This window comes from Labrenzia sp. THAF35, from assembly GCF_009363595.1.
Taxonomy (GTDB): Bacteria; Pseudomonadota; Alphaproteobacteria; order Rhizobiales; family Stappiaceae; genus Roseibium; species Roseibium algicola.
Genome location: NZ_CP045380.1, coordinates 3,022,497 through 3,040,496 on the forward strand (window position 1 = coordinate 3,022,497; position 18,000 = coordinate 3,040,496).

Annotated in this window: 16 protein-coding genes and 1 pseudogene; 12 read left to right on the top strand and 5 right to left on the bottom strand. The window is 60.7% G+C overall.

Features of this window, described 5'->3' with window-relative positions:
* Window position 1 precedes the first annotated feature (1 nt).
* The 4 genes from FIU93_RS13770 to FIU93_RS13785 are packed head-to-tail and all read left to right on the top strand — an operon-like array spanning window position 2 to window position 5,459.
* The gene (locus tag FIU93_RS13770) at window positions 2-2,005 is read left to right on the top strand and encodes a tripartite tricarboxylate transporter permease (RefSeq protein ID WP_152505876.1); all 2,004 of its coding nucleotides are present in this window, start codon (window positions 2-4) and stop codon (window positions 2,003-2,005) included.
* A 13-nt stretch (window positions 2,006-2,018) separates the two neighbouring features.
* On the top strand, window positions 2,019-3,113 hold the full coding sequence (locus FIU93_RS13775) for a tartrate dehydrogenase (RefSeq protein ID WP_152505877.1): 1,095 nt from the start codon (window positions 2,019-2,021) through the stop codon (window positions 3,111-3,113).
* Entirely contained in the window at window positions 3,110-4,180 is a 1,071-nt protein-coding gene (locus tag FIU93_RS13780; protein WP_152505878.1) for a tartrate dehydrogenase, read from the top strand. The genes FIU93_RS13775 and FIU93_RS13780 overlap by 4 nt, the downstream gene beginning before the upstream one ends.
* Window positions 4,181-4,187: 7 nt before the next feature.
* Window positions 4,188-5,459, top strand: a complete 1,272-nt coding sequence (locus tag FIU93_RS13785) for a glycerate kinase (RefSeq protein ID WP_286202430.1) — start codon at window positions 4,188-4,190, stop codon at window positions 5,457-5,459.
* Between the two features lie 178 nt (window positions 5,460-5,637).
* On the opposite strand, the gene FIU93_RS13790 is transcribed toward FIU93_RS13785, so the two are convergent.
* The 4 genes from FIU93_RS13790 to FIU93_RS13805 all read right to left on the bottom strand — a co-directional run bounded on the left by FIU93_RS13790 (window position 5,638) and on the right by FIU93_RS13805 (window position 9,775).
* Window positions 5,638-6,942, bottom strand: a complete 1,305-nt coding sequence (locus FIU93_RS13790; RefSeq protein ID WP_152505880.1) for a TRAP transporter large permease — start codon at window positions 6,940-6,942, stop codon at window positions 5,638-5,640.
* Window positions 6,939-7,445 carry a TRAP transporter small permease gene (locus tag FIU93_RS13795; protein WP_152505881.1) on the bottom strand — a complete coding sequence of 169 codons (507 nt, stop codon included), beginning with the start codon at window positions 7,443-7,445 and terminating at the stop codon, window positions 6,939-6,941. The genes FIU93_RS13790 and FIU93_RS13795 overlap by 4 nt, the downstream gene beginning before the upstream one ends.
* Before the next feature lie 5 nt (window positions 7,446-7,450).
* The gene (locus FIU93_RS13800; RefSeq protein ID WP_152505882.1) at window positions 7,451-8,440 is read right to left on the bottom strand and encodes a TRAP transporter substrate-binding protein; all 990 of its coding nucleotides are present in this window, start codon (window positions 8,438-8,440) and stop codon (window positions 7,451-7,453) included.
* Window positions 8,441-8,608: 168 nt separating this feature from the next.
* Window positions 8,609-9,775 carry a LysR family transcriptional regulator gene (locus tag FIU93_RS13805; protein WP_286202431.1) on the bottom strand — a complete coding sequence of 389 codons (1,167 nt, stop codon included), beginning with the start codon at window positions 9,773-9,775 and terminating at the stop codon, window positions 8,609-8,611.
* Window positions 9,776-9,978: 203 nt separating this feature from the next.
* On the opposite strand from FIU93_RS13805, the gene FIU93_RS13810 reads away from it, so the two are divergent.
* The 7 genes and pseudogenes from FIU93_RS13810 (at window position 9,979) to FIU93_RS13835 (ending at window position 15,860) form a co-directional block, all read left to right on the top strand.
* Entirely contained in the window at window positions 9,979-10,713 is a 735-nt protein-coding gene (locus tag FIU93_RS13810; RefSeq protein WP_152505884.1) for a PIG-L deacetylase family protein, read from the top strand.
* An 8-nt stretch (window positions 10,714-10,721) separates the two neighbouring features.
* The gene (locus FIU93_RS13815) at window positions 10,722-11,675 is read left to right on the top strand and encodes a VOC family protein (protein ID WP_152505885.1); all 954 of its coding nucleotides are present in this window, start codon (window positions 10,722-10,724) and stop codon (window positions 11,673-11,675) included.
* A 9-nt stretch (window positions 11,676-11,684) separates the two neighbouring features.
* On the top strand, window positions 11,685-12,356 hold the full coding sequence (locus FIU93_RS13820; protein ID WP_152505886.1) for a 4-carboxy-4-hydroxy-2-oxoadipate aldolase/oxaloacetate decarboxylase: 672 nt from the start codon (window positions 11,685-11,687) through the stop codon (window positions 12,354-12,356).
* Window positions 12,349-13,437: a 4-oxalomesaconate tautomerase gene (locus tag FIU93_RS13825; RefSeq protein ID WP_152505887.1), complete on the top strand. Its 1,089-nt coding sequence runs from the start codon at window positions 12,349-12,351 to the stop codon at window positions 13,435-13,437. Before FIU93_RS13820 ends, FIU93_RS13825 begins: the two co-directional genes overlap by 8 nt.
* A 76-nt stretch (window positions 13,438-13,513) precedes the next feature.
* Window positions 13,514-13,602, top strand: a pseudogene (locus FIU93_RS31695) (integrase); the annotation flags it as partial.
* A gap of 317 nt (window positions 13,603-13,919) precedes the next feature.
* Window positions 13,920-14,921: an AraC family transcriptional regulator gene (locus FIU93_RS13830; protein WP_152505888.1), complete on the top strand. Its 1,002-nt coding sequence runs from the start codon at window positions 13,920-13,922 to the stop codon at window positions 14,919-14,921.
* 111 nt (window positions 14,922-15,032) lie between these two features.
* On the top strand, window positions 15,033-15,860 hold the full coding sequence (locus FIU93_RS13835; protein WP_152505889.1) for an NAD(P)H-binding protein: 828 nt from the start codon (window positions 15,033-15,035) through the stop codon (window positions 15,858-15,860).
* A 207-nt stretch (window positions 15,861-16,067) separates the two neighbouring features.
* Here FIU93_RS13835 and FIU93_RS13840 read toward each other — a convergent pair whose 3' ends face one another.
* Window positions 16,068-16,982 carry a LysR substrate-binding domain-containing protein gene (locus tag FIU93_RS13840; RefSeq protein ID WP_152505890.1) on the bottom strand — a complete coding sequence of 305 codons (915 nt, stop codon included), beginning with the start codon at window positions 16,980-16,982 and terminating at the stop codon, window positions 16,068-16,070.
* Here FIU93_RS13840 and FIU93_RS13845 point away from each other — a divergent pair.
* Window positions 16,968-17,966, top strand: coding sequence for a pirin family protein (locus FIU93_RS13845; RefSeq protein ID WP_209010361.1), 999 nt, complete (start codon window positions 16,968-16,970; stop codon window positions 17,964-17,966). The two genes, FIU93_RS13840 and FIU93_RS13845, sit on opposite strands and share 15 nt — an antisense overlap.
* Window positions 17,967-18,000 lie beyond the last annotated feature (34 nt).

Below are 18,000 nucleotides of genomic sequence, written 5' to 3' on the forward strand. Positions count from 1 at the left end.
GATGGACATTCTCGGCTACCTTCTGGACGCCCTGACCCCGTTCAACCTGATGCTCGCGCTTGTCGGCGTGGTCCTCGGAACGGTGATTGGCGCACTGCCCGGACTCTCGGCGACCATGGCGGTGGCCGTGCTTGTCCCCTTCACATTCACCATGGATCCCGCCGCGGGCCTGATTGCCCTCGGCGCGATCTACACGGGCGCGATTTACGGCGGCGCCTTTGCCGCAATCCTTGTGAATACGCCCGGAACACCTTCGGCGATCGCGACGACGTTCGATGGCTTCCCCATGGCCAAGCGTGGCGATGGCGGGCTTGCAATTTCGCTGGCAACCATCGCATCGGTTTCCGGTGGCATCATCGGAGCGCTTGCACTCCTGATGCTGGCACCGCCGCTCGCCAAAGTCGCGCTTGCCTTCGGCCCCACGGAATATTTCTGGCTGGCGGTCTTCGGACTGACCCTCATTGCGGCCCTGTCTGTCGGCAATACGATAAAGGGACTGATTGGCGCCTGTATCGGCCTGTTCCTGTCGATGGTCGGCGTTGCCGTTGTCGGCGGAGACGTTCGCTACACCATGGGGATGCAGCGTTTCTTGTCGGGGATCGATCTGACTTCTGCAATCATCGGCCTTTATTGCGTGCCGGTGATCCTCGATCTCGTCGCGACCGCGGACCCGCACCTGAAACCCTCTGCCACCGGCGGCCTCAGGCTGATGGAAGGCACGCGCAAGGCGATCGCGAGTAAGTTCAATATCCTGCGATCCTCCATCATCGGTACCGTCATCGGCATTCTGCCGGGTGCAGGCGGTTCCATTGCAGGTCTTGTATCCTATTCCGAAGCTCGCCGTTCGTCGGGCGAGCCTGAAAGCTTCGGCAAGGGTAACCTCGAAGGTGTCATCGCGACGGAAGCCGCCAACAACGCGACTGTCGGAGGTGGCTTTATCCCGACACTGGTCCTCGGGATTCCGGGAACACCGCCGGATGCGATCATCCTGGGTGCTCTCCTGGTCCAGGGGATCAAGATAGGCCCGACACTGTTCACCACCGACGCACCAGTGGTCTACACCTTCATCTGGGGACTGCTGATAGCCACGGTGCTGATGCTGCCGGTGGGACTTCTGATCGGACGCTACGCCTACAATTCCATCATCAAGGTGCCCAAGTCCGTCCTTGCTCCGACCGTCGCTCTCCTGACGATCATCGGCTCCTTTGCGATCCATTCCAACGTGGAGGACTCTCAGCTCATGGTCGCGCTCGGGATCCTCGCCTGGATCCTGAACCGCTATGGCTTTCAGCCTTCGCCGATCGTGCTCGGTCTGGTACTCGGCTCAATCGCTGAACAGGGCTTCGTGCAGACCTGGCTCATCGGCAATGCATCCGGCCGTATTCCCGAAATGTTCTTCGGGCGTCCGATCAGCATCGGTATCATCTGCGTCGCGCTTTTGACGCTCCTTTTCCCGATCTGGTCGGAATGGAAGGCGAAACGCCGTCGCCAGCTCGAGGTAGCCGGTGCGGTGGTGGAGGACGCCGGCGCTGGGATCGAGCCCGAAGGAAAGACCCGGAACCTGCCATCAATGGTCATCGCCGCCTTCCTCATCGCGCTCGGCGTGTGGACCTACACCGTGGCCGGCAGCATGTCGCCATTGGGCTCGGTGTTTCCGAAAACCATATCCGTCGCCCTGATGGTCTTTTCCGCAATGCTGATCGTCCAGCACATCCGCCGTCCGGCAGGCCCAGCAAGTACAAACCCGGCCTTTGATAGCGGCACCCGCCGCAGGACGGCACTCGGCGCGGTAATGATGGCGTGGGTCATTGCTATGCCTGAGATCGGCTTCCTTGCCACCAGCCTCGTTGCTTTCGGACTGATCATGGCGATCGCGGATTACGACCGTCCGGCGGTTCGTGTCTGGCTGATCTGGTCTGCCGCCGGCATAGCGATCTGTACGGGCTTCTGGTGGCTTATGGCGAATGTGTTGCTGTTGCGCATGCCCGCCGGACTGCTTTTCTGAACTGGAGTAAATCATGAGCAAGAGAACGCACAAGATCGCCGCCATCGGCGGCGACGGGATAGGTGTGGAAGTCGTCGATGCTTGCCTGGAGGTGCTGGATGCGCTGGCCGGCCGAGACGGCAACTTCGAATTCGAGGTCGAGAGCTTTGACTGGTCGACAGATCGCTACAAACGCACGGGCGAATTCATGCCCAAGGACGGCGCCAATCGGTTGCGGGCCTTCGATGCGATCCTCTTCGGTGCGGTCGGCGCACCCGATGTGTCCGATCACCTGACCCTCTGGGGACTGCGCCTGTCGATCTGCCAGCCGCTCGATCAGTACGCAAATGTCCGCCCGACCCGGGTCCTGCCCGGCATTCGGTCGCCGCTTCGTCATGTGAACGGCGGAGAGCTCGACTGGGTTATTGTTCGTGAGAACTCGGAAGGGGAGTATGCAGGACAGGGTGGTCGGTCCCACCCGGGCCTGCCGCTGGAAGTGGCAACAGATGTCTCGATTTTCACCCGCGCCGGTATTGAGCGTATCATGCGCTTTGCCTTCCGGCTGGCGCAAAGCCGCCCACGCAAGCTGCTGACCGTAGTGACGAAATCCAATGCGCAACGGCATGGCATGGTGCTCTGGGACGAGATCGCCGCCGAAATCGCACTAGAATTTCCCGACGTAACCTGGGACAAGATGCTGGTGGACGCCATGACCGTACGCATGGTGATGAATCCGTCCTCGCTGGATACGATCGTCGCGACCAACTTGCACGCCGATATTCTTTCCGATCTTGCCGCCGCTCTTTCCGGTTCGATCGGAGTCGCGCCCACAGCGAATCTGAACCCCGAACGGGACACGCCATCGATGTTCGAGCCGATCCACGGCAGTGCCTTCGACATCACCGGCAAGGGCGTCGCCAACCCGGTGGCGACTTTCTGGACGGCCGCGATGATGCTGGAGCACCTCAACGAAAAGCCGGCAGCCGAACGGCTGATGCAAGCGGTTGAAAACGTCACCGCCGATCCATCGCTGCACACGCCCGATCTTGGCGGTGAGGCCACCACGCGCATGGTCACCGACGCAGTCATCGCTGCAATCCGCGGCCGCAACGACTGGGAAGCGCCATGAACAATCATTTGAAAATCGCAGTTATTCCTGGGGATGGCATCGGAAAGGAGGTCGTTCCGGAGGGGCTCCGCGTTCTCGAAGCCGCCGCCAAACGGCACGGCATAGGCATTGATTTCGACGAATTCGACTTCGCGTCCTGTGATTATTACGCGAAGCATGGGCAGATGATGCCCGACGACTGGAAATCCAGGATCGAAACCCACGACGCCTTGTTTTTCGGTGCGGTGGGGTGGCCCGAAACCGTTCCAGACCACGTATCGCTTTGGGGATCACTGATCCAGTTCCGCCGCCAGTTCGACCAATATATCAGCCTGCGTCCCGCCCGCCTCATGCCCGGAGTGCCTTGCCCGTTGGCAGGGCGTGCGCCTGGCGACATCGACATGTGGATCGTGCGCGAGAATACCGAAGGCGAATATTCCTCGATCGGTGGCAAGATGTTTGCCGATACCCCGCGCGAGGTGGTCCTGCAGGAGACTGTCATGAGCCGGATCGGTGTGGACCGGGTCCTGAAATACGCTTTTGAACTGGCCGCGAAGCGTCCGCGCAAGAGGCTGACCTCGGCCACCAAGTCAAACGGCATCTCGATCACCATGCCGTATTGGGACGAGCGGGTTGTGGAGATGGCCAAGGCCTTTCCGGATGTCGGTGTCGACAAGTATCACATCGATATCCTAACGGCGCATTTCGTGCTGAACCCTGACAGGTTCGACGTGGTGGTTGCCTCCAACCTGTTCGGCGACATCCTCTCCGATCTTGGCCCGGCATGTACCGGAACCATCGGCATCGCTCCGTCCGGGAACATCAATCCGGAGCGGACATTCCCCTCGCTGTTCGAGCCTGTCCACGGCTCGGCTCCCGATATCGCGGGCAAGGGAATTGCAAACCCGATCGGGCAGATCTGGGCCGGTGCCATGATGCTGGACCACCTGGGCCATAGCGAAGCCGCGTCTGACATTGTTGCTGCAATCGAACGGGTTTTGGCCGAACAGGTGCTCAGAACCCGCGATCTGGGCGGGACGGCAGACACGATAACCTGCGGCAAGGCGGTCGCCGATGCACTTTCCTGACAGGGGGGTGGCTACACGTTCCCAAGGCCGCCGGCACCGCGCCATCCTGAAGGAACTATTCGATGTTGCTGTCGCCGCTGCGGACCCGATGCGCGTCGTACCTTCCGTGTTGCCGCCGCGCCCGGAAGGGCGCGTCGTCGTCATTGGTGCCGGCAAGGCTTCCGCCAGGATGGGCGAGGCTGTCGAGGCGGTCTGGGGGGCTTGTGAAGGTCTGATCCTGACCCGCGACGGATACGCCCGGGAGCTGGAGGGGATTGAAGTCGTTTGCGCCTCGCACCCGGTCCCGGACCGTCGCGGGCAAGCCGGAACGCGGCGTCTGCTTCAGCTTCTCGATACTTGCGAAGAGGATGATTTCGTCCTGGCTCTGATCTCGGGCGGAGGCTCCGCCCTTCTGACGTGTCCGGCTGGCGATATTACCCTCGAAGAAGAGCAGGAGCTGACCCGTTCGTTGCTCGCTTCGGGTGCGCCGATCTCGCAGATGAATACCCTGCGCAAGCACCTTTCCCGTGCCAAGGGAGGTCGTCTTGCTGCTGCAGCCTGGCCTGCCCGCATGCTGTCGCTGATCATCTCCGATGTACCGGGAGACGATCCAGCAATGGTCGCCTCCGGCCCGACGGTTGCCGATGAAACGTCCCCGGAAGACGCAAGGAAGATTGCCGCGCACTGGTCGATCGGGCTCACCGCGTCGATGCAGGCCGTTCTTGCCGGTCCTGCGGGCACGTGGCCTTGGGCTGTGCCCGAATTGTCGCGCGTGGAAAATGTCATGATCGCCGCACCTGCCATGTCGCTCGACGCCGCAAGGCAACATGCGGCCCGGCTGGGCATTCGGGTCAGAGTGCTCGGAGATGCGATCGAAGGCGAGGCGCGCGATGTCGCAGACGATCACGCGAAGACGGCACTCGAAGAACTTGCCGTCCTTGCGCCGGGCGAGACGTCCTTGCTGCTTTCGGGAGGCGAATGCACGGTCTCTAGGCGCGGCCGGGGAACCGGAGGACCGAACGCCGAATTCTGCCTCGCACTCGCCTGCGCGCTGGAAGGCGCGAAGGGCATCTCGGCCATTGCCTGCGATACGGACGGTGTCGACGGTGCAGCGGAGGTCGCCGGTGCGATGATCGACGAAACGACGCCAGCCCGTGCCCGGACACTGGGAGTGTCAATGCAGGCAGCACTCGACCAGAATGACAGCCATTCCTTCTTTGCAGCGCTAGGCGACCAGGTTATTTCAGGCCCAACCCTGACGAACGTCAACGACTTCCGGGCTATTCTTGTTTCGCGATGACCTGCCGTCGCCAAATGTCGCCTTTGCCTTCCCTCTCTGGTCGTTCGCATGCAGCAAAATGCCATCTGGTTGCGGACGCCTTCAACTTGATGCTCGGTTACTTCTAGCAAGGAGTAGTAGTCTTTTCCCGTTATGCTCCGAGTTAAGTTACTGTTTTCCCTGCCGATGTTCGGGTCGGTTAGCCGAACATGCTGTTTGGCAAAAGCAATGCAATCTGCGGAAAGCAAATGATCAGCAACAGACAGAGGATCATCGCCAGCAGGAAGGGAGCAACGCCCTTAAAGATCGTTGCCATGGGCACATCCCGGGCAACACTGCGGATGACGAAGACGTTGAGGCCTACTGGCGGCGTGATCATGCCCATCTCTATGACGATCACTGCGACAACGCCGAACCAGATCGGATCGAAGCCCTGCTGCAGTACGATGGGAAAGAAGATCGGCAGCGTGATCACTAGCATGGCAAGGCCATCAAGGAACATGCCGAGTACCACGTAGCACATCAAGATCAGCAACAGCGTTCCATAGGGACCAAAGCCGAGCACGGTCAGGAGATCGGAGAAGGCGACCGGCAATTTGGTGACGGCGAGCAGTGGATTGAGCACATTGGCACCGATGACGATCATGTAGAGCATCGCCGAGGTCTGAACGGTTTCCAGGACTGCGCCTGTGAATGTCTTGAGCGTGAGCGCCCCTGTGGCAAGGGCGATCAGGATGACGAGCCCGGCGCCGATGGCTGAGGCTTCTACGGGGGTGAAAACCCCGGCATAGATTCCACCAATGGAGAGCACCATGACAGCGATCAGCGGCAGCGCGGCACTGAGAATGCGCAAGCGGTCGGAAAAGGCCATCGGATCGCCCGGGCGGCCTGCCTCCGGCTTTCTCAGCACAGTCAGCCAGACGGCCGCCATGAATAGAGCGGTCATCAGGAGGCCCGGCAGGATGCCGGCCATGAAGAGGCGGCCGATCGATTCCTCCGTCAGGATGGCATAGAGCACGAAGCCTGTAGAGGGCGGGATGAGGAAACCGAGCGTGCCACCGGCAGCAATCGAACCGGTGGAGAGACCGTCTGCATAGCCAAGGCGGCGCATTTCCGGCAGGGCGACTTTACCGATCGTGACGGCGGTCGCCACCGACGAGCCGCTGACTGCGGAAAAGGCTGCGCAGCCGAGCACGGAGGCCGAAGCGAGGCCGCCACGGAACCTGCCAACCCAGGCATAGGCGGCATCATATAGACCGCGACTGAACCCCGCTGCGGAAGCCACATTGCCGAGCAGGACGAACATTGGCACCACTATCAATGAATAGTTGGTGACCGAGGAGTAGGTCTCCGTGACCAAAACGGCACCGGCAGTGCGAAAGCCTCCCTGAAGGGCCATCCCGAAATAGCCGACAACCAGCATGGCAAACGCAACCGGCGTGCGGAAGATCATCAGGCCCAAAAGGGCGACGAAGGCCAGGACACCAAGCGTCAGATCCGTCATTTCATTTCCTCACCCGTCATAAGAATGACGGCGATCTGGAGAACCAGCACGAAAACACAGAGGCCCATGCCTGCGACCATCATCCCGTAGAAGGGCCAGATCGGCAGGGAGAGCATGTTGGTGACATCCACGAACTCGCGCGCATCAAGCAGTTTCAGCCAGGAGCGGTAGACCAGTACGGAGAGTACGAAGGTGCTGACACACCTTGAGAAGAGGTCGCCGGAGAAACGGCCTGCACGTCCGATGGCACTGTCGAAGACATCGGCACGCACATGCCCATTGCGATCTGTGCACCAGGGGAGCGCCAGCATGACGATGGCGACCGCAACCAGTTGCACGATCTCGTTGATGCCGAGGATCGGGCTCTGCGCCACGTAGCGCAGCAAAACCGCGACAAAGACAAGACCGACCAGGAAGAGCAGGCACAGACCGGCGAGCGCAGCGAGGGCCAGAGTGGCCCGGTCGACAAGTGCCGGCCAGGCCTTTTTGGAAATGGGAGACATTGCCGTTACTGCGCCTGCAGTGCGGAGACGACATCACCGGCGGCAATACCGCTGGCGGTGGCTTCTTCGATAGCCTTGGCACGAGCCTCATCGGCGAGCGCGTTGAAGGCGGTAGCCTCGTCGTCGGACAGGCGAATGACCTGCTTGCCATCCATCTCGGCAAAGGCGTCGATGCCCTTGTGAGCTGCGGCCAGCTGTACCGCGTTCGCGGTCACGGAAATCTCCTTGCCGATCTCCTCGACAGCCGCCTTCTGTTCATCGGTCAGGGAGGCGAAGCTGTCGCGGTTCATGACGATGAAGAAGGGGGAAATGGTCGTATCGAAGCCGACAGTGAGATACTTGGAGACTTCCCCGAGCTTGAAGGCCTTGGTGCCGGTCCCGTCGATGAGTGCTCCATCGATAACCCCGGTCTGCAGCGCGTTATAGATTTCGGGAACCGGCATCGATACCGGCGTTGCACCCCAGGCCTCGACCAGCAGGCCCGCGTTGCGTGAAGGCACACGGATCTTTAGACCCTTGACATCGTCGGGGGTGCGCACCGGTTTTTCCCGGGTGTAGAGCACGTTTTCGGCATTGGACCAGAGGCTGACGAGAACGGCGCGTTTGAACTCGGGCTTGAAGAGATTGATGTTCTTCCAGATGACTTCCGTGCCGGTCTCTTCGTCGATGACGCCTGGCAATTCAGTCAGCAACGTCACCGGGAACTGGGAGGCGGTATAGCCAGGAAGGCCGACCGCAAAATCCGCTACACCGTCGACGGCGCGGGAGAATTGCTCAACCGGACCCGGACCGAGTTCACCACCAGCATAGATGTGAACGGTGATCTCGTTGTTGGTGGCGGCAGCCAGCTTCTCGGCAAAGGGCTCGAAGGCGCCTGCCTGGTAGGGGTTGGCCGGTGGCATGAAATTGGCGAATTTCAGCTCGCGCGCCTGGGCGGCGTTTGCAAAAAGGCCGAGTGCCAGCGCAGTCCCGGTAAGTGCCTTGGATATTTTCATGAACGGATCCTCCCGTTGAGCGTTGCCGGAACCGCAAGGGGTTCCTGATCGCTCTTTCCTTCTCACTGGAGAGGTCTGTGCACCATTTGAAAGCAGTCCCGCCGCCATCAGTTTTTGCTATAGTCGAAAGATTATGCTGCTAGCTTCGATAGAATTTCACTTTTGTTTTCAGTGGTCGTAGCGATGAAGCAGCGCCAGGAGCGCTTTCTGGCTGGCCGTCGGCTCCCAGCCCGTGCGAGTGGTGATGCCGATGGGACGGGAGGTGTCCGGCAGCTGGAACGGCAAGGCGACGATGCGGCCCGCCGCGATTTCCCGGCCTGCCTGGAGGCTGGAGACACAGGCAAGATGATCGCTCAAAGCGAGCAACTCCCTGGCAAAGATCATCGAGCCGCTTTCCACGACACTTTCCGGCAACTGGCCGCCATTTTCCTTGAACAGGCGATCGAAGTGGCCGCGGGTCGGCGTGCCCCGGGCTGCAACGACCCAGGGCCAGGACCTGAGATCGTCAACGTTAAGGCCCCTTCTGCCGGCAAGCGGATGATCCTTGCGAGCCATCACCGTCAGACTGTCATTGAAGAGCGCGCTTTGTTCGATGTCCTCGATTGGCAGCGGATTGCGCAGTGCGCCGACAAGAAAGTCGACAGCACCGCGCCGCAATTCCCGGATCAACTCATCATAGGGCCCATCCAGGACTTGCAGCTCGATCCGCGGCCAGTCCTTTCGGAAGGCAGCCACCACCGATGGCAGGATATAAGCACGTGACAAGGGCATGGCGCCGATGACTATACGCCCGCTTTCCCGGCCCTTCAGTTCCGACATTTCCATCGCAGCCTGGGCGAGCTCAGCGAACATCAGATCGGCCGCGCGGGCGAGGCTCTGTCCTGAACGGCTCGGCACGATGCCGTTCGAAGTGCGCTCCAGAAGCGGTTTCAGAGCCTCCTTCTCAAGTTGACTGACAGCCCGGTGCACAGTCGGTTGGGCAATGCCGAGCCGCCGCGCGGCAAGGGTGAAGTTGGCGCAATCGCAAACGGCGACGAACGCACGGAGCTGGGCTGCGGTGGCAGTTACCTGCAAACGGGGAGCGGTCGCCAGAAAACTGGTGTCGATGAGGCCAAGCGCCCGTTCAACCCGGCGTCCGAACACCTTGCCGACCTGGGAGACGAAGACGCCATGAGCCGACCGCTGGAAGAGTGCCGTTTCCAGCAAGTCCTCCAGCTTGTTGATGGCCTGAGTTACCGCCGGTTGCGACAGGCGGCATTCCTCCGCCGCCTTCGTGATGGATGAGTTGCGCGATGCGGACAGAAAAACGCGCAGATGACGGAGATTGAATTCCAACGTTTTCTCCTGTCGGCGTTTCGCGGGCATCTTTGTTACGCACTGTGTAAGCGCAACGATCCTGCGTCACAGACTGCCAGCAGAGAAGCTTTGACGGAAGGCCTTATAGCCAAAACTTATGAGGCGTTGCGTCCCTTTGAATTGGCCTTCTGCGCGCAGAGACGGGAATATCCGGCCAAGTAACAATTACAGGGAAACCGGATATGCCAGCTTCCAAGACTGCACTTGTCATCAGCGCCCATGCAGCCGACTTCGTCTGGCGCTGTGGCGGCGCCATCGCGTTGCATGGCGAGCGCGGCTACGACGTCACCGTGCTCTGCCTGTCATTCGGCGAGCGCGGGGAAAGCGCAAAGCTCTGGAAGCAGGAAGGAATGACACTCGACCGCGTCAAGGACGTGCGCCGCAAGGAGGCGGAAACCGCAGCCGAAAAACTCGGCGTGCATGATCTCGTCTGCCTTGATCTAGGTGACTACCCGCTCGAACTGACACGGGAAGACAAGGCCTGCGTTGTCGATGTCATCCGCAAGGTTCAACCGAGCTTCATGCTGAGCCACTCGCAATATGACCCCTACAACACCGATCACATGTACGCGACCCAGGTCGCACTTGAATGCCGGATGATCGCGCAGGCCTGGGGCCACAACCCGGGTGAAAAGGTGCTCGGTGCGCCGCAGCTTTACCTCTTTGAACCGCACCAGACGGAGCAGATGGGATGGAAGCCGGACACGTTCCTGGACATCACGTCCGTCTGGGAAAAGAAGCGCGCGGCCATCGAAAGCATGGCTGGTCAGGAACATCTCTGGGACTATTACACCCGCGTCGCGATCAACCGAGCCAATCATTTCAAACGCAATTCCGGCGGCCAGTCAGGTGGCCGGGACTGCAAATATGCGGAAGGCTTTCAGTCGATCTTTCCGCGCACCGTAGACGAACTCTGAGGTCTCAAATGCCGGATCATTGCCATGATGTCGCCCATCTGGGCCATGTCGAGATGTACACCGACCGCTACGAGGAAAGCCTCGCTTTCTTCACCGATGTCTACGGCCTGACGCTTTCCGGTGAGGACGAGACATCCGCTTACTTGAGGGCCTGGGACGACTACGAATTTCATTCGCTGAAGCTGACGCGTCACACGACCACGGGCATCGGTCATGTGGCTTATCGTGCAGCCTCACCGGAGGCGCTCAACCGGCGTGTCCGTGCTATCGAGGGCTCCGGTTACAAGGTGCACGGCTGGGTGTCCGGTGATCTTGGCCACGGCCGCGCTTTTCGCTTCGAGGATCCGTTTGGCCACGTGTTCGAAATTTACTACGAAACCAAATGGTTCAAGCCACAACAGGATACAGAGAAGGCGGCACTCAAGAACACTGCCTCCGCCTTTACCGGCGCAGCGCCGCGACGGCTTGATCACCTCAACCTGCTGTCCGAAGACGTCAGCGAGTTTCGCCAGTTCATGGAAACCTGCCTTGGCAGCTGGGTGACGGAATATATTCAGCTCGACAATGGCCGGATCGGTGGCTGCTGGTTCACTGTCAACAACAAGACCTACGATCTTGCTTGCACGGAAGAACATGGCGGCGGCGCCGGGCGGCTGCATCACGTTACATATGCGACCGACCAGCGCGAAGACATCCTGCGCGCCGCCGATATCTTCCTTCAGAACGGCGTTCATATCGAAACCGGGCCGCACAAACATGCGATCCAGGGCACCTTCTTCCTCTATGTCTGGGAACCGGCTGGCAATCGTGTCGAGCTTGCCAATGCTGGCGCTCGGCTGATCCTCGCACCTGACTGGGAACCGGTCTGCTGGACAGAGGCGGACCGTAAAAAAGGACAGGCTTGGGGTCTGAAGACCATCGAAACCTTCCACACCCACGGCACACCGCCGACCAGGAAATAGGATTTCGTCATGGGTATCGTCCGAACCAATATCCAACGTGCCGATGGCGCTGTGATCAAGGCTCTCGGTGCGGCAGGCGTTGCGACCGTGCACGAGGCCCAGGGACGCATCGGCTGTCTTGCCAGTTACATGCGCCCCATTTACCGGGGTGCCCGCATCGCAGGCTCCGCCGTTACCATTTCCGCGCCTCCGGGCGACAACTGGATGCTGCACGTCGCCATCGAACAGCTCTGCGAGGGTGACATCCTGGTGCTGGCTCCAACCAGTCCTTGCGATAACGGCTATTTCGGTGATCTCCTGGCAACCTCGGCCATGGCACGGGGCTGCCGAGGACTGGTGATCGATGCCGGCGTACGCGATGTAGCCGATCTGGCGGAGATGGGCTTTCCCGTCTGGTCTAAGTCGATCTCGGCGCAAGGAACGGTCAAGGAAACTCTAGGTTCAGTGAACGTGCCCATCGTTTGTGCCGGACAGGCGATCGATGCCGGCGATGTCATCGTCGCCGATGAGGACGGCGTCTGTGTTGTGCGCCGCGAGGCCTCGGAAACCGTTCTCGCCGCGGCCGAAAAGCGTCTTGCAGCCGAAGAAGCCAAGCGGAAACGGCTTGCGGCGGGAGAACTTGGGCTCGATATCTATGACATGCGTCCACGGCTTGCGGAGAAGGGCCTGAAATATGTCTGAAGCCTTTGAAATCGACGGCATTCCCTGTCTCTGGATGCGTGGGGGCACTTCGAAGGGCGCCTTTTTTCTGGCTTCCGACCTGCCCTCCGACCCTCAGGAACGCGATGCACTGCTCCTTCGGATCATGGGCTCACCCGACCCGGTTCAGATCGACGGCATAGGCGGTGCCGATCCACTGACCTCGAAGGCGGCCATTGTCAGTGAGCCGACGCGCGATGATGCGGATATCGACTATCTGTTTCTACAGGTTTTCGTAGACCGGGCGGTCGTCACCGATGCGCAAGCGTGCGGTAACATCCTGGCAGCCGTTGCCCCCTTCGCGATCGAACGCGGCTTGGTAAAGGCGGAAGACGGTGAAACGCCGGTCCGTATCCATATGGTCAATTCTGGCGAGGCGGCGGTTGCCCGAGTGACAACGCCTGGCGGCCGCGTCAGCTATGCGGGGTCAACGTCGATTGCCGGTGTCCCCGGCCATCATGCGCCGGTACCACTGTTCTTCCAGAACATTGCCGGAGCAATGTGCGGCGCTCTGCTGCCGACAGGAAACGAGACCGACACTATCGATGGGGTCGAAGTCACGCTGATCGACAACGGCATGCCCTGCGTAATCCTCCGCGCCTCCGATTTCGGCCTGACGGGAACTGAAAGCCGTGAGGAGATCGATGGTAACGAGGTGCTGAAGGCCCGCATTGAGGCGATCCGCCTAAAGGCCGGACCTTTGATGAACCTCGACGATGTCACCGACAAATCCGTGCCGAAAATGACTTTGGTTTCACAACCGATGGGGGGAGGGACGATCTCGACCCGTAGCCTCATTCCGCATCGATGCCACGCCTCCATCGGAGTTTTTGGTGCCGTCACGGCTGCCACTGCCTGCACGCTTGCGACCGGCCCGGCCGCAGACTGTGCCAGGCTGCCGAACGACGGCGTTTTCAAGGTTGAGCATCCGAGCGGAGCCGCGGAAGTGCTGATCGAACAGAATGCCTCCGGTGGCGTCACCGGAGCCGGCGTCATGAGAACCGCGAGAAAGCTCTTTGACGGTCGCGTGTTTCCTGCCTTCAAGGCTAAATCACTGGTGTGAAGGGAAAATAACTCTCAGCATCGGTTAAATCTGAAGATGCCGAAAGACTGGCTCCGCTGCACCGAGCCTGATCGCAGACATTCGCGCAATCCAAATCCTGATGGGGCACACCAAGATTGAAAACACGGTCAGGTATCTGGCGTGGACATCGATGATGACCTGTAATCAGCGGAACATGCTCAGATTTGAAAACGTTCGGCCCAACACACCGCGGGGCGGCGCATTACATGATAATTTCCTATGTGCAGAATGCCACCAACCGTCGGCTTCGCCTCCCTATTCGGTCAATCACAAGCTTTCGGTATGATCTTCAAAACTGCCGTTCGTTGCGGGACGCACAAAGGTCCATAGAGGCCGGATTGCTGATGTTCGCTACAGGTGCAACATGGATGCAGTTTACGCAAAAAAGACATCCAATCCGTCTCGCACCCCAATAGAGCAAAAGGTTGGCCGCTTGCCGCGTGTATCGTAGACTGCGGACCATGGGATATGTGACGTCGCTCTTCGCGCGCAAAGTGGTCGCTGCGGCAGGCGACGGGATCGACGCGGCCGAGATGCTGTCTTCGGTCGAGATCGACGTCGATTGCGCTTGGAACCCCAAGCAGATGATTCCGGCGGAGCGCTACTATGAACTGCTCGAAAGGATCGCCGACCAGATCGACGTGACCGACCTGCCGGTGCGCACGGGGGCCTCGATGCGGCTTGACGAGTACGGAGCGCTTGGTCTTGCCTTCAAGGCGGCAACGACGCTTGGAGCTTCCTATGCACGGGTGGAACGCTATGCACGCCTGTGGACCGGCGTCGCCGAATATGAGTTACGGTCGGCGACTGAGGGCTCACTCTTCATCCTGCATCGGGCGGGCGAACGGCGCCTCGGGATGCGGCTGTCGAACGAGGCGACCCTTGCGAGCGCCGTGTCCATAGCAAGGCAGGTCTGCCCGGTGCCGCTGGCGCCCATGGAAGTGCTGGTCCAGCATCCCGCCCCACGCTCGATCGCCGCCCACGAGGCGTGGTTCGGCTGCCCGGTGCGCTTCGGCGCCGATCTAGACGCGATCCTCTACTCCGAGGAGACACTGGCACGGCCCAATATCCTCGGCGACGAGGGGATCTCGAAGTACCTCTCGACGCATCTTGACGCAGAATTGTCTGAGATCTCCCGGGAGCCCACGCTGGTCACGCAGGCGAAAGCATCCATAGCGCAGGCCCTGAGCGAGGGCGCGCCGAAGATGGCGGACATCGCCCAAGGCCTCGGACTCAGCGCACGGTCTTTCCACAGGCGCCTCTCAGAGCACGGAATGAACTTTCAGACGCTGACCGAGCAAACCCGACGCAGCCTCGCCGAAGGTCTCTTGCAAGACGAGAGCCGCTCATTGGCCGAAATCGCATTTCTGACAGGTTTCTCCGAGCAGAGCGCCTTTACCCGCGCATTCAAGCGCTGGGTTGGCACAACGCCCGCGTCCTACCGCAAGGAAGTGTCACACTGAAAACGGCCGTATTGGCGACAGCGGTCAAAAGGCTGGCATCACGGGTCAATACCGAACAGCTTCCACGAACCTATCCTTTGGCAATCGAAACCGAAGCCTAGGAGATACCCGATGCAAGACCGACCAATTCTCGTCATCGGTGCGACCGGCAAGACCGGCCATCGCGTCGTTAGCCGCCTCGAGGCGCAGGGTCTACCCGTGCGCCGCGGCTCGCGCAATTCCACAACACCCTTCGACTGGGAAGCGCCGGAGACCTGGGCACCTGCCCTGCGCGGTGCACGCGCGGCATATGTAACCTACTTCCCCGATCTTGCCTTCCCCGGAGCCGTGGAAAAGCTCGAGTCCCTGTGCGAGACGGCCCGTGACGTGGACGTCGAACACGTCGTACTGCTCTCCGGTCGCGGCGAACACCACGCCCGGCTGGGCGAAGAAGTGGTTCGCAATTCCGGCCTCGACTTCACCATCGTCCGGGCCGCCTGGTTCGCGCAGAATTTCTCTGAAGGTTACCTGCGCGATCCGGTCCTGGCTGGCGTTCTTCCGATGCCTGGCGGCGATGTGGCCGAGCCCATCATCGACATCGACGACATTGCCGACGTCGTCGTCGCGGCACTGACCGAAGACGGCCACAGGGGCGAACTCTACGAAGTGACAGGCCCGCGGCTCATGACCTTCGCGAACATGGCGGATGAACTTTCGCGGGCGACCGGACACGAGATCCGACATATCCCGATCAGCTTCGAGGAATTCCACGGCAACATCGCCGAGGCAGGCGGAACATTCGTAGCCGATGTCTTCACTGCAATTGCACGCGAAACCCTGGACGGGCGCAACGCCCACACCACTGACGGCGTGATGCGCGCGCTCGGTCGGCCCCCTCGCGACTTTGCGGACTTCGCCCGAGCCGCCGCCCGGAGCGGAGCCTGGCAAAGCGCAGCCTGACGCGCGCCCAAGCGAGCAACATGAGAGGAGAACCAGCGTGGTCGAGAAGATCGCGGCTGGTCTCTCCTGCCTCAATCGCCGCGCAGCGGCTCACATGCTCAACTTCACAGGTTGGCGATCAGCCACGAAGGCCAGCCGCATGCGCCAATGCCGTACGAGCGACGTCGTCCTTGGCACACGAGCCGACACCTCTTGGAAATGGTTTGGCTATTCGCCGTCGACTTTGCTCACAACTCCCGGCAGTTCCTGTCGGAGGAACGCGGCGAGAGCGTCAACCTGTGGCGGGTTGCCCCGCCGTTCATGCATCAGCAGGCTGATTTCGGGCGCTCCGGCGGTCCAGTCCGGCAAGACACGGCTCAGCCGTCCCGTTGCGATGTCTTCAGTGCAAACATATGCCGGCAGGGCTACCACGCCGAGTCCTTCCGCGGCTGCCTGTTTGAGGGTGACCATGTCATCGCTGCGCAGGCGCACGGGATAGGGTACCGAGGCTGTGCTTCCGTCGGGTCCGGCCAGGGACCAGGAACTCCCCCCTGGCCGCCAGCCAAGTGCGAGGCCGGGCAAGCCGTCGAGGGCTGTCGGGGATGCCGGGGCACCAACTTGCCGCGCCAGATCGGGTGAGGCGAACAAGTGCCAGGGGACCTTGGCGATGCGTCTTTGGATCAAACCGGAGTCGGGCAGCAGTTTGGCATGACCCCGGATGGCCAGGTCGAGGCCATCGCCGATCATGTCCGCATAATCGTTGGATGCCTGGAGCCGCAGCACCACCCTTGGGTTGTCTGAAAGGAACCGCGGCAAAATACGGCCAAGCGCAAACTGCGCGACCCCGACCGAACAGGACAGAGTGACACTGCCCTCCAGCGCGTCCTTGTCCTGACGCACTGCGGCTTCGGCGGCCACCATGCACTCCAGCGCCATCTTTGCGTGCCGATAATACGCCGCGCCTTCCTCTGTGAGTGACATGTGACGTGAGTCCCGGTTGAGGAGCCGGGTGCCGAGTGCCTCTTCCAATGTTTTTACATGCCGACTGATACGGGACTTGGGAATGCCGAGCGTCCGCGCCGCTGCCGAAAAGCCCTGTTTCTCGACGACATGCACCAGGTAGTAGGCTTGATTGAGATCCATCTTTCGGCTTTCTGGCTGTTGCTTTCTGTTCCAAATTTGGAACAAAGGGTTCCGAAATCAATGGATTTTCCACTTTTCCTCCCAAGCATAGATTCATTTTTAGCACAGGAGGCGAATATGACCGCGCAAAACAGAATTCAGACAAACGATCCCCAGGCCATTATCTCCGCGATACAGCAGGGAGAGAAGATGACCCGGGGCGAGGGCTTTAAAGCGCTCAGCTTTAACCATCGCCAGCTTGACGGGCTGATGGATCCGTTAATCATGGTCGATCACTTCACCATGACGACGCCGACCTTCGGGCCCCATGCCCACGCGGGACTTTCGGCGGTGAGTGTGCTTTTTGAAGACAGCACAGGCAGCTTCCGTAACCAGGATTCACTTGGCAATGATATCGTGCTGGCTCCGGGCGATCTTTACTGGCTCAACGCCGCGCGCGGTGCGGTGCATGACGAGGCCCCTACGCCCGGGTCGCGCACACATGCGCTTCAGATTTTCGTAAACCTGCCAGCGGCGCAGAAACTGGACGCACCGGCGTCTCTTTATGTTGCCGCGAGTACCATGCCGGTGATCGAAGGCCCGGGACATCGGGTTCGGGTAATGACCGGCGCAAGCAATGGCATCGTCGGTGCGACCTCACCTGGAATGCCCTTCACCATCCTTGATATTGGCCTGTCGCAGGACGGTAGCTTCACCCATCGCATCGTACCCGGAGACGCCATCTGGCTTCACGTCATCGAAGGCGACGTTGAGGTTGAGCTTGATGGCACCCGCTACCGTCTCGGCGGCGACGAGGCGCTGGCGGCCCACAATGCCGACGACATCCGCCTGCTGAGCCGAGAAGGTGGCCGGGCTGTGCTCCTCAGCGGGCGCCCCTTGCGCGAGCCCTTCGTGCAGAAAGGTCCGTTCGCGATGAGTGACACGGGACAGCTTGAGGCCGTCATCGCCGCTCACGCGGCCGGCGCTCTTGGTTCCATCGGCTGAGCGCCTGTTTTGCTCCGTGTGAACTGCAAACCAC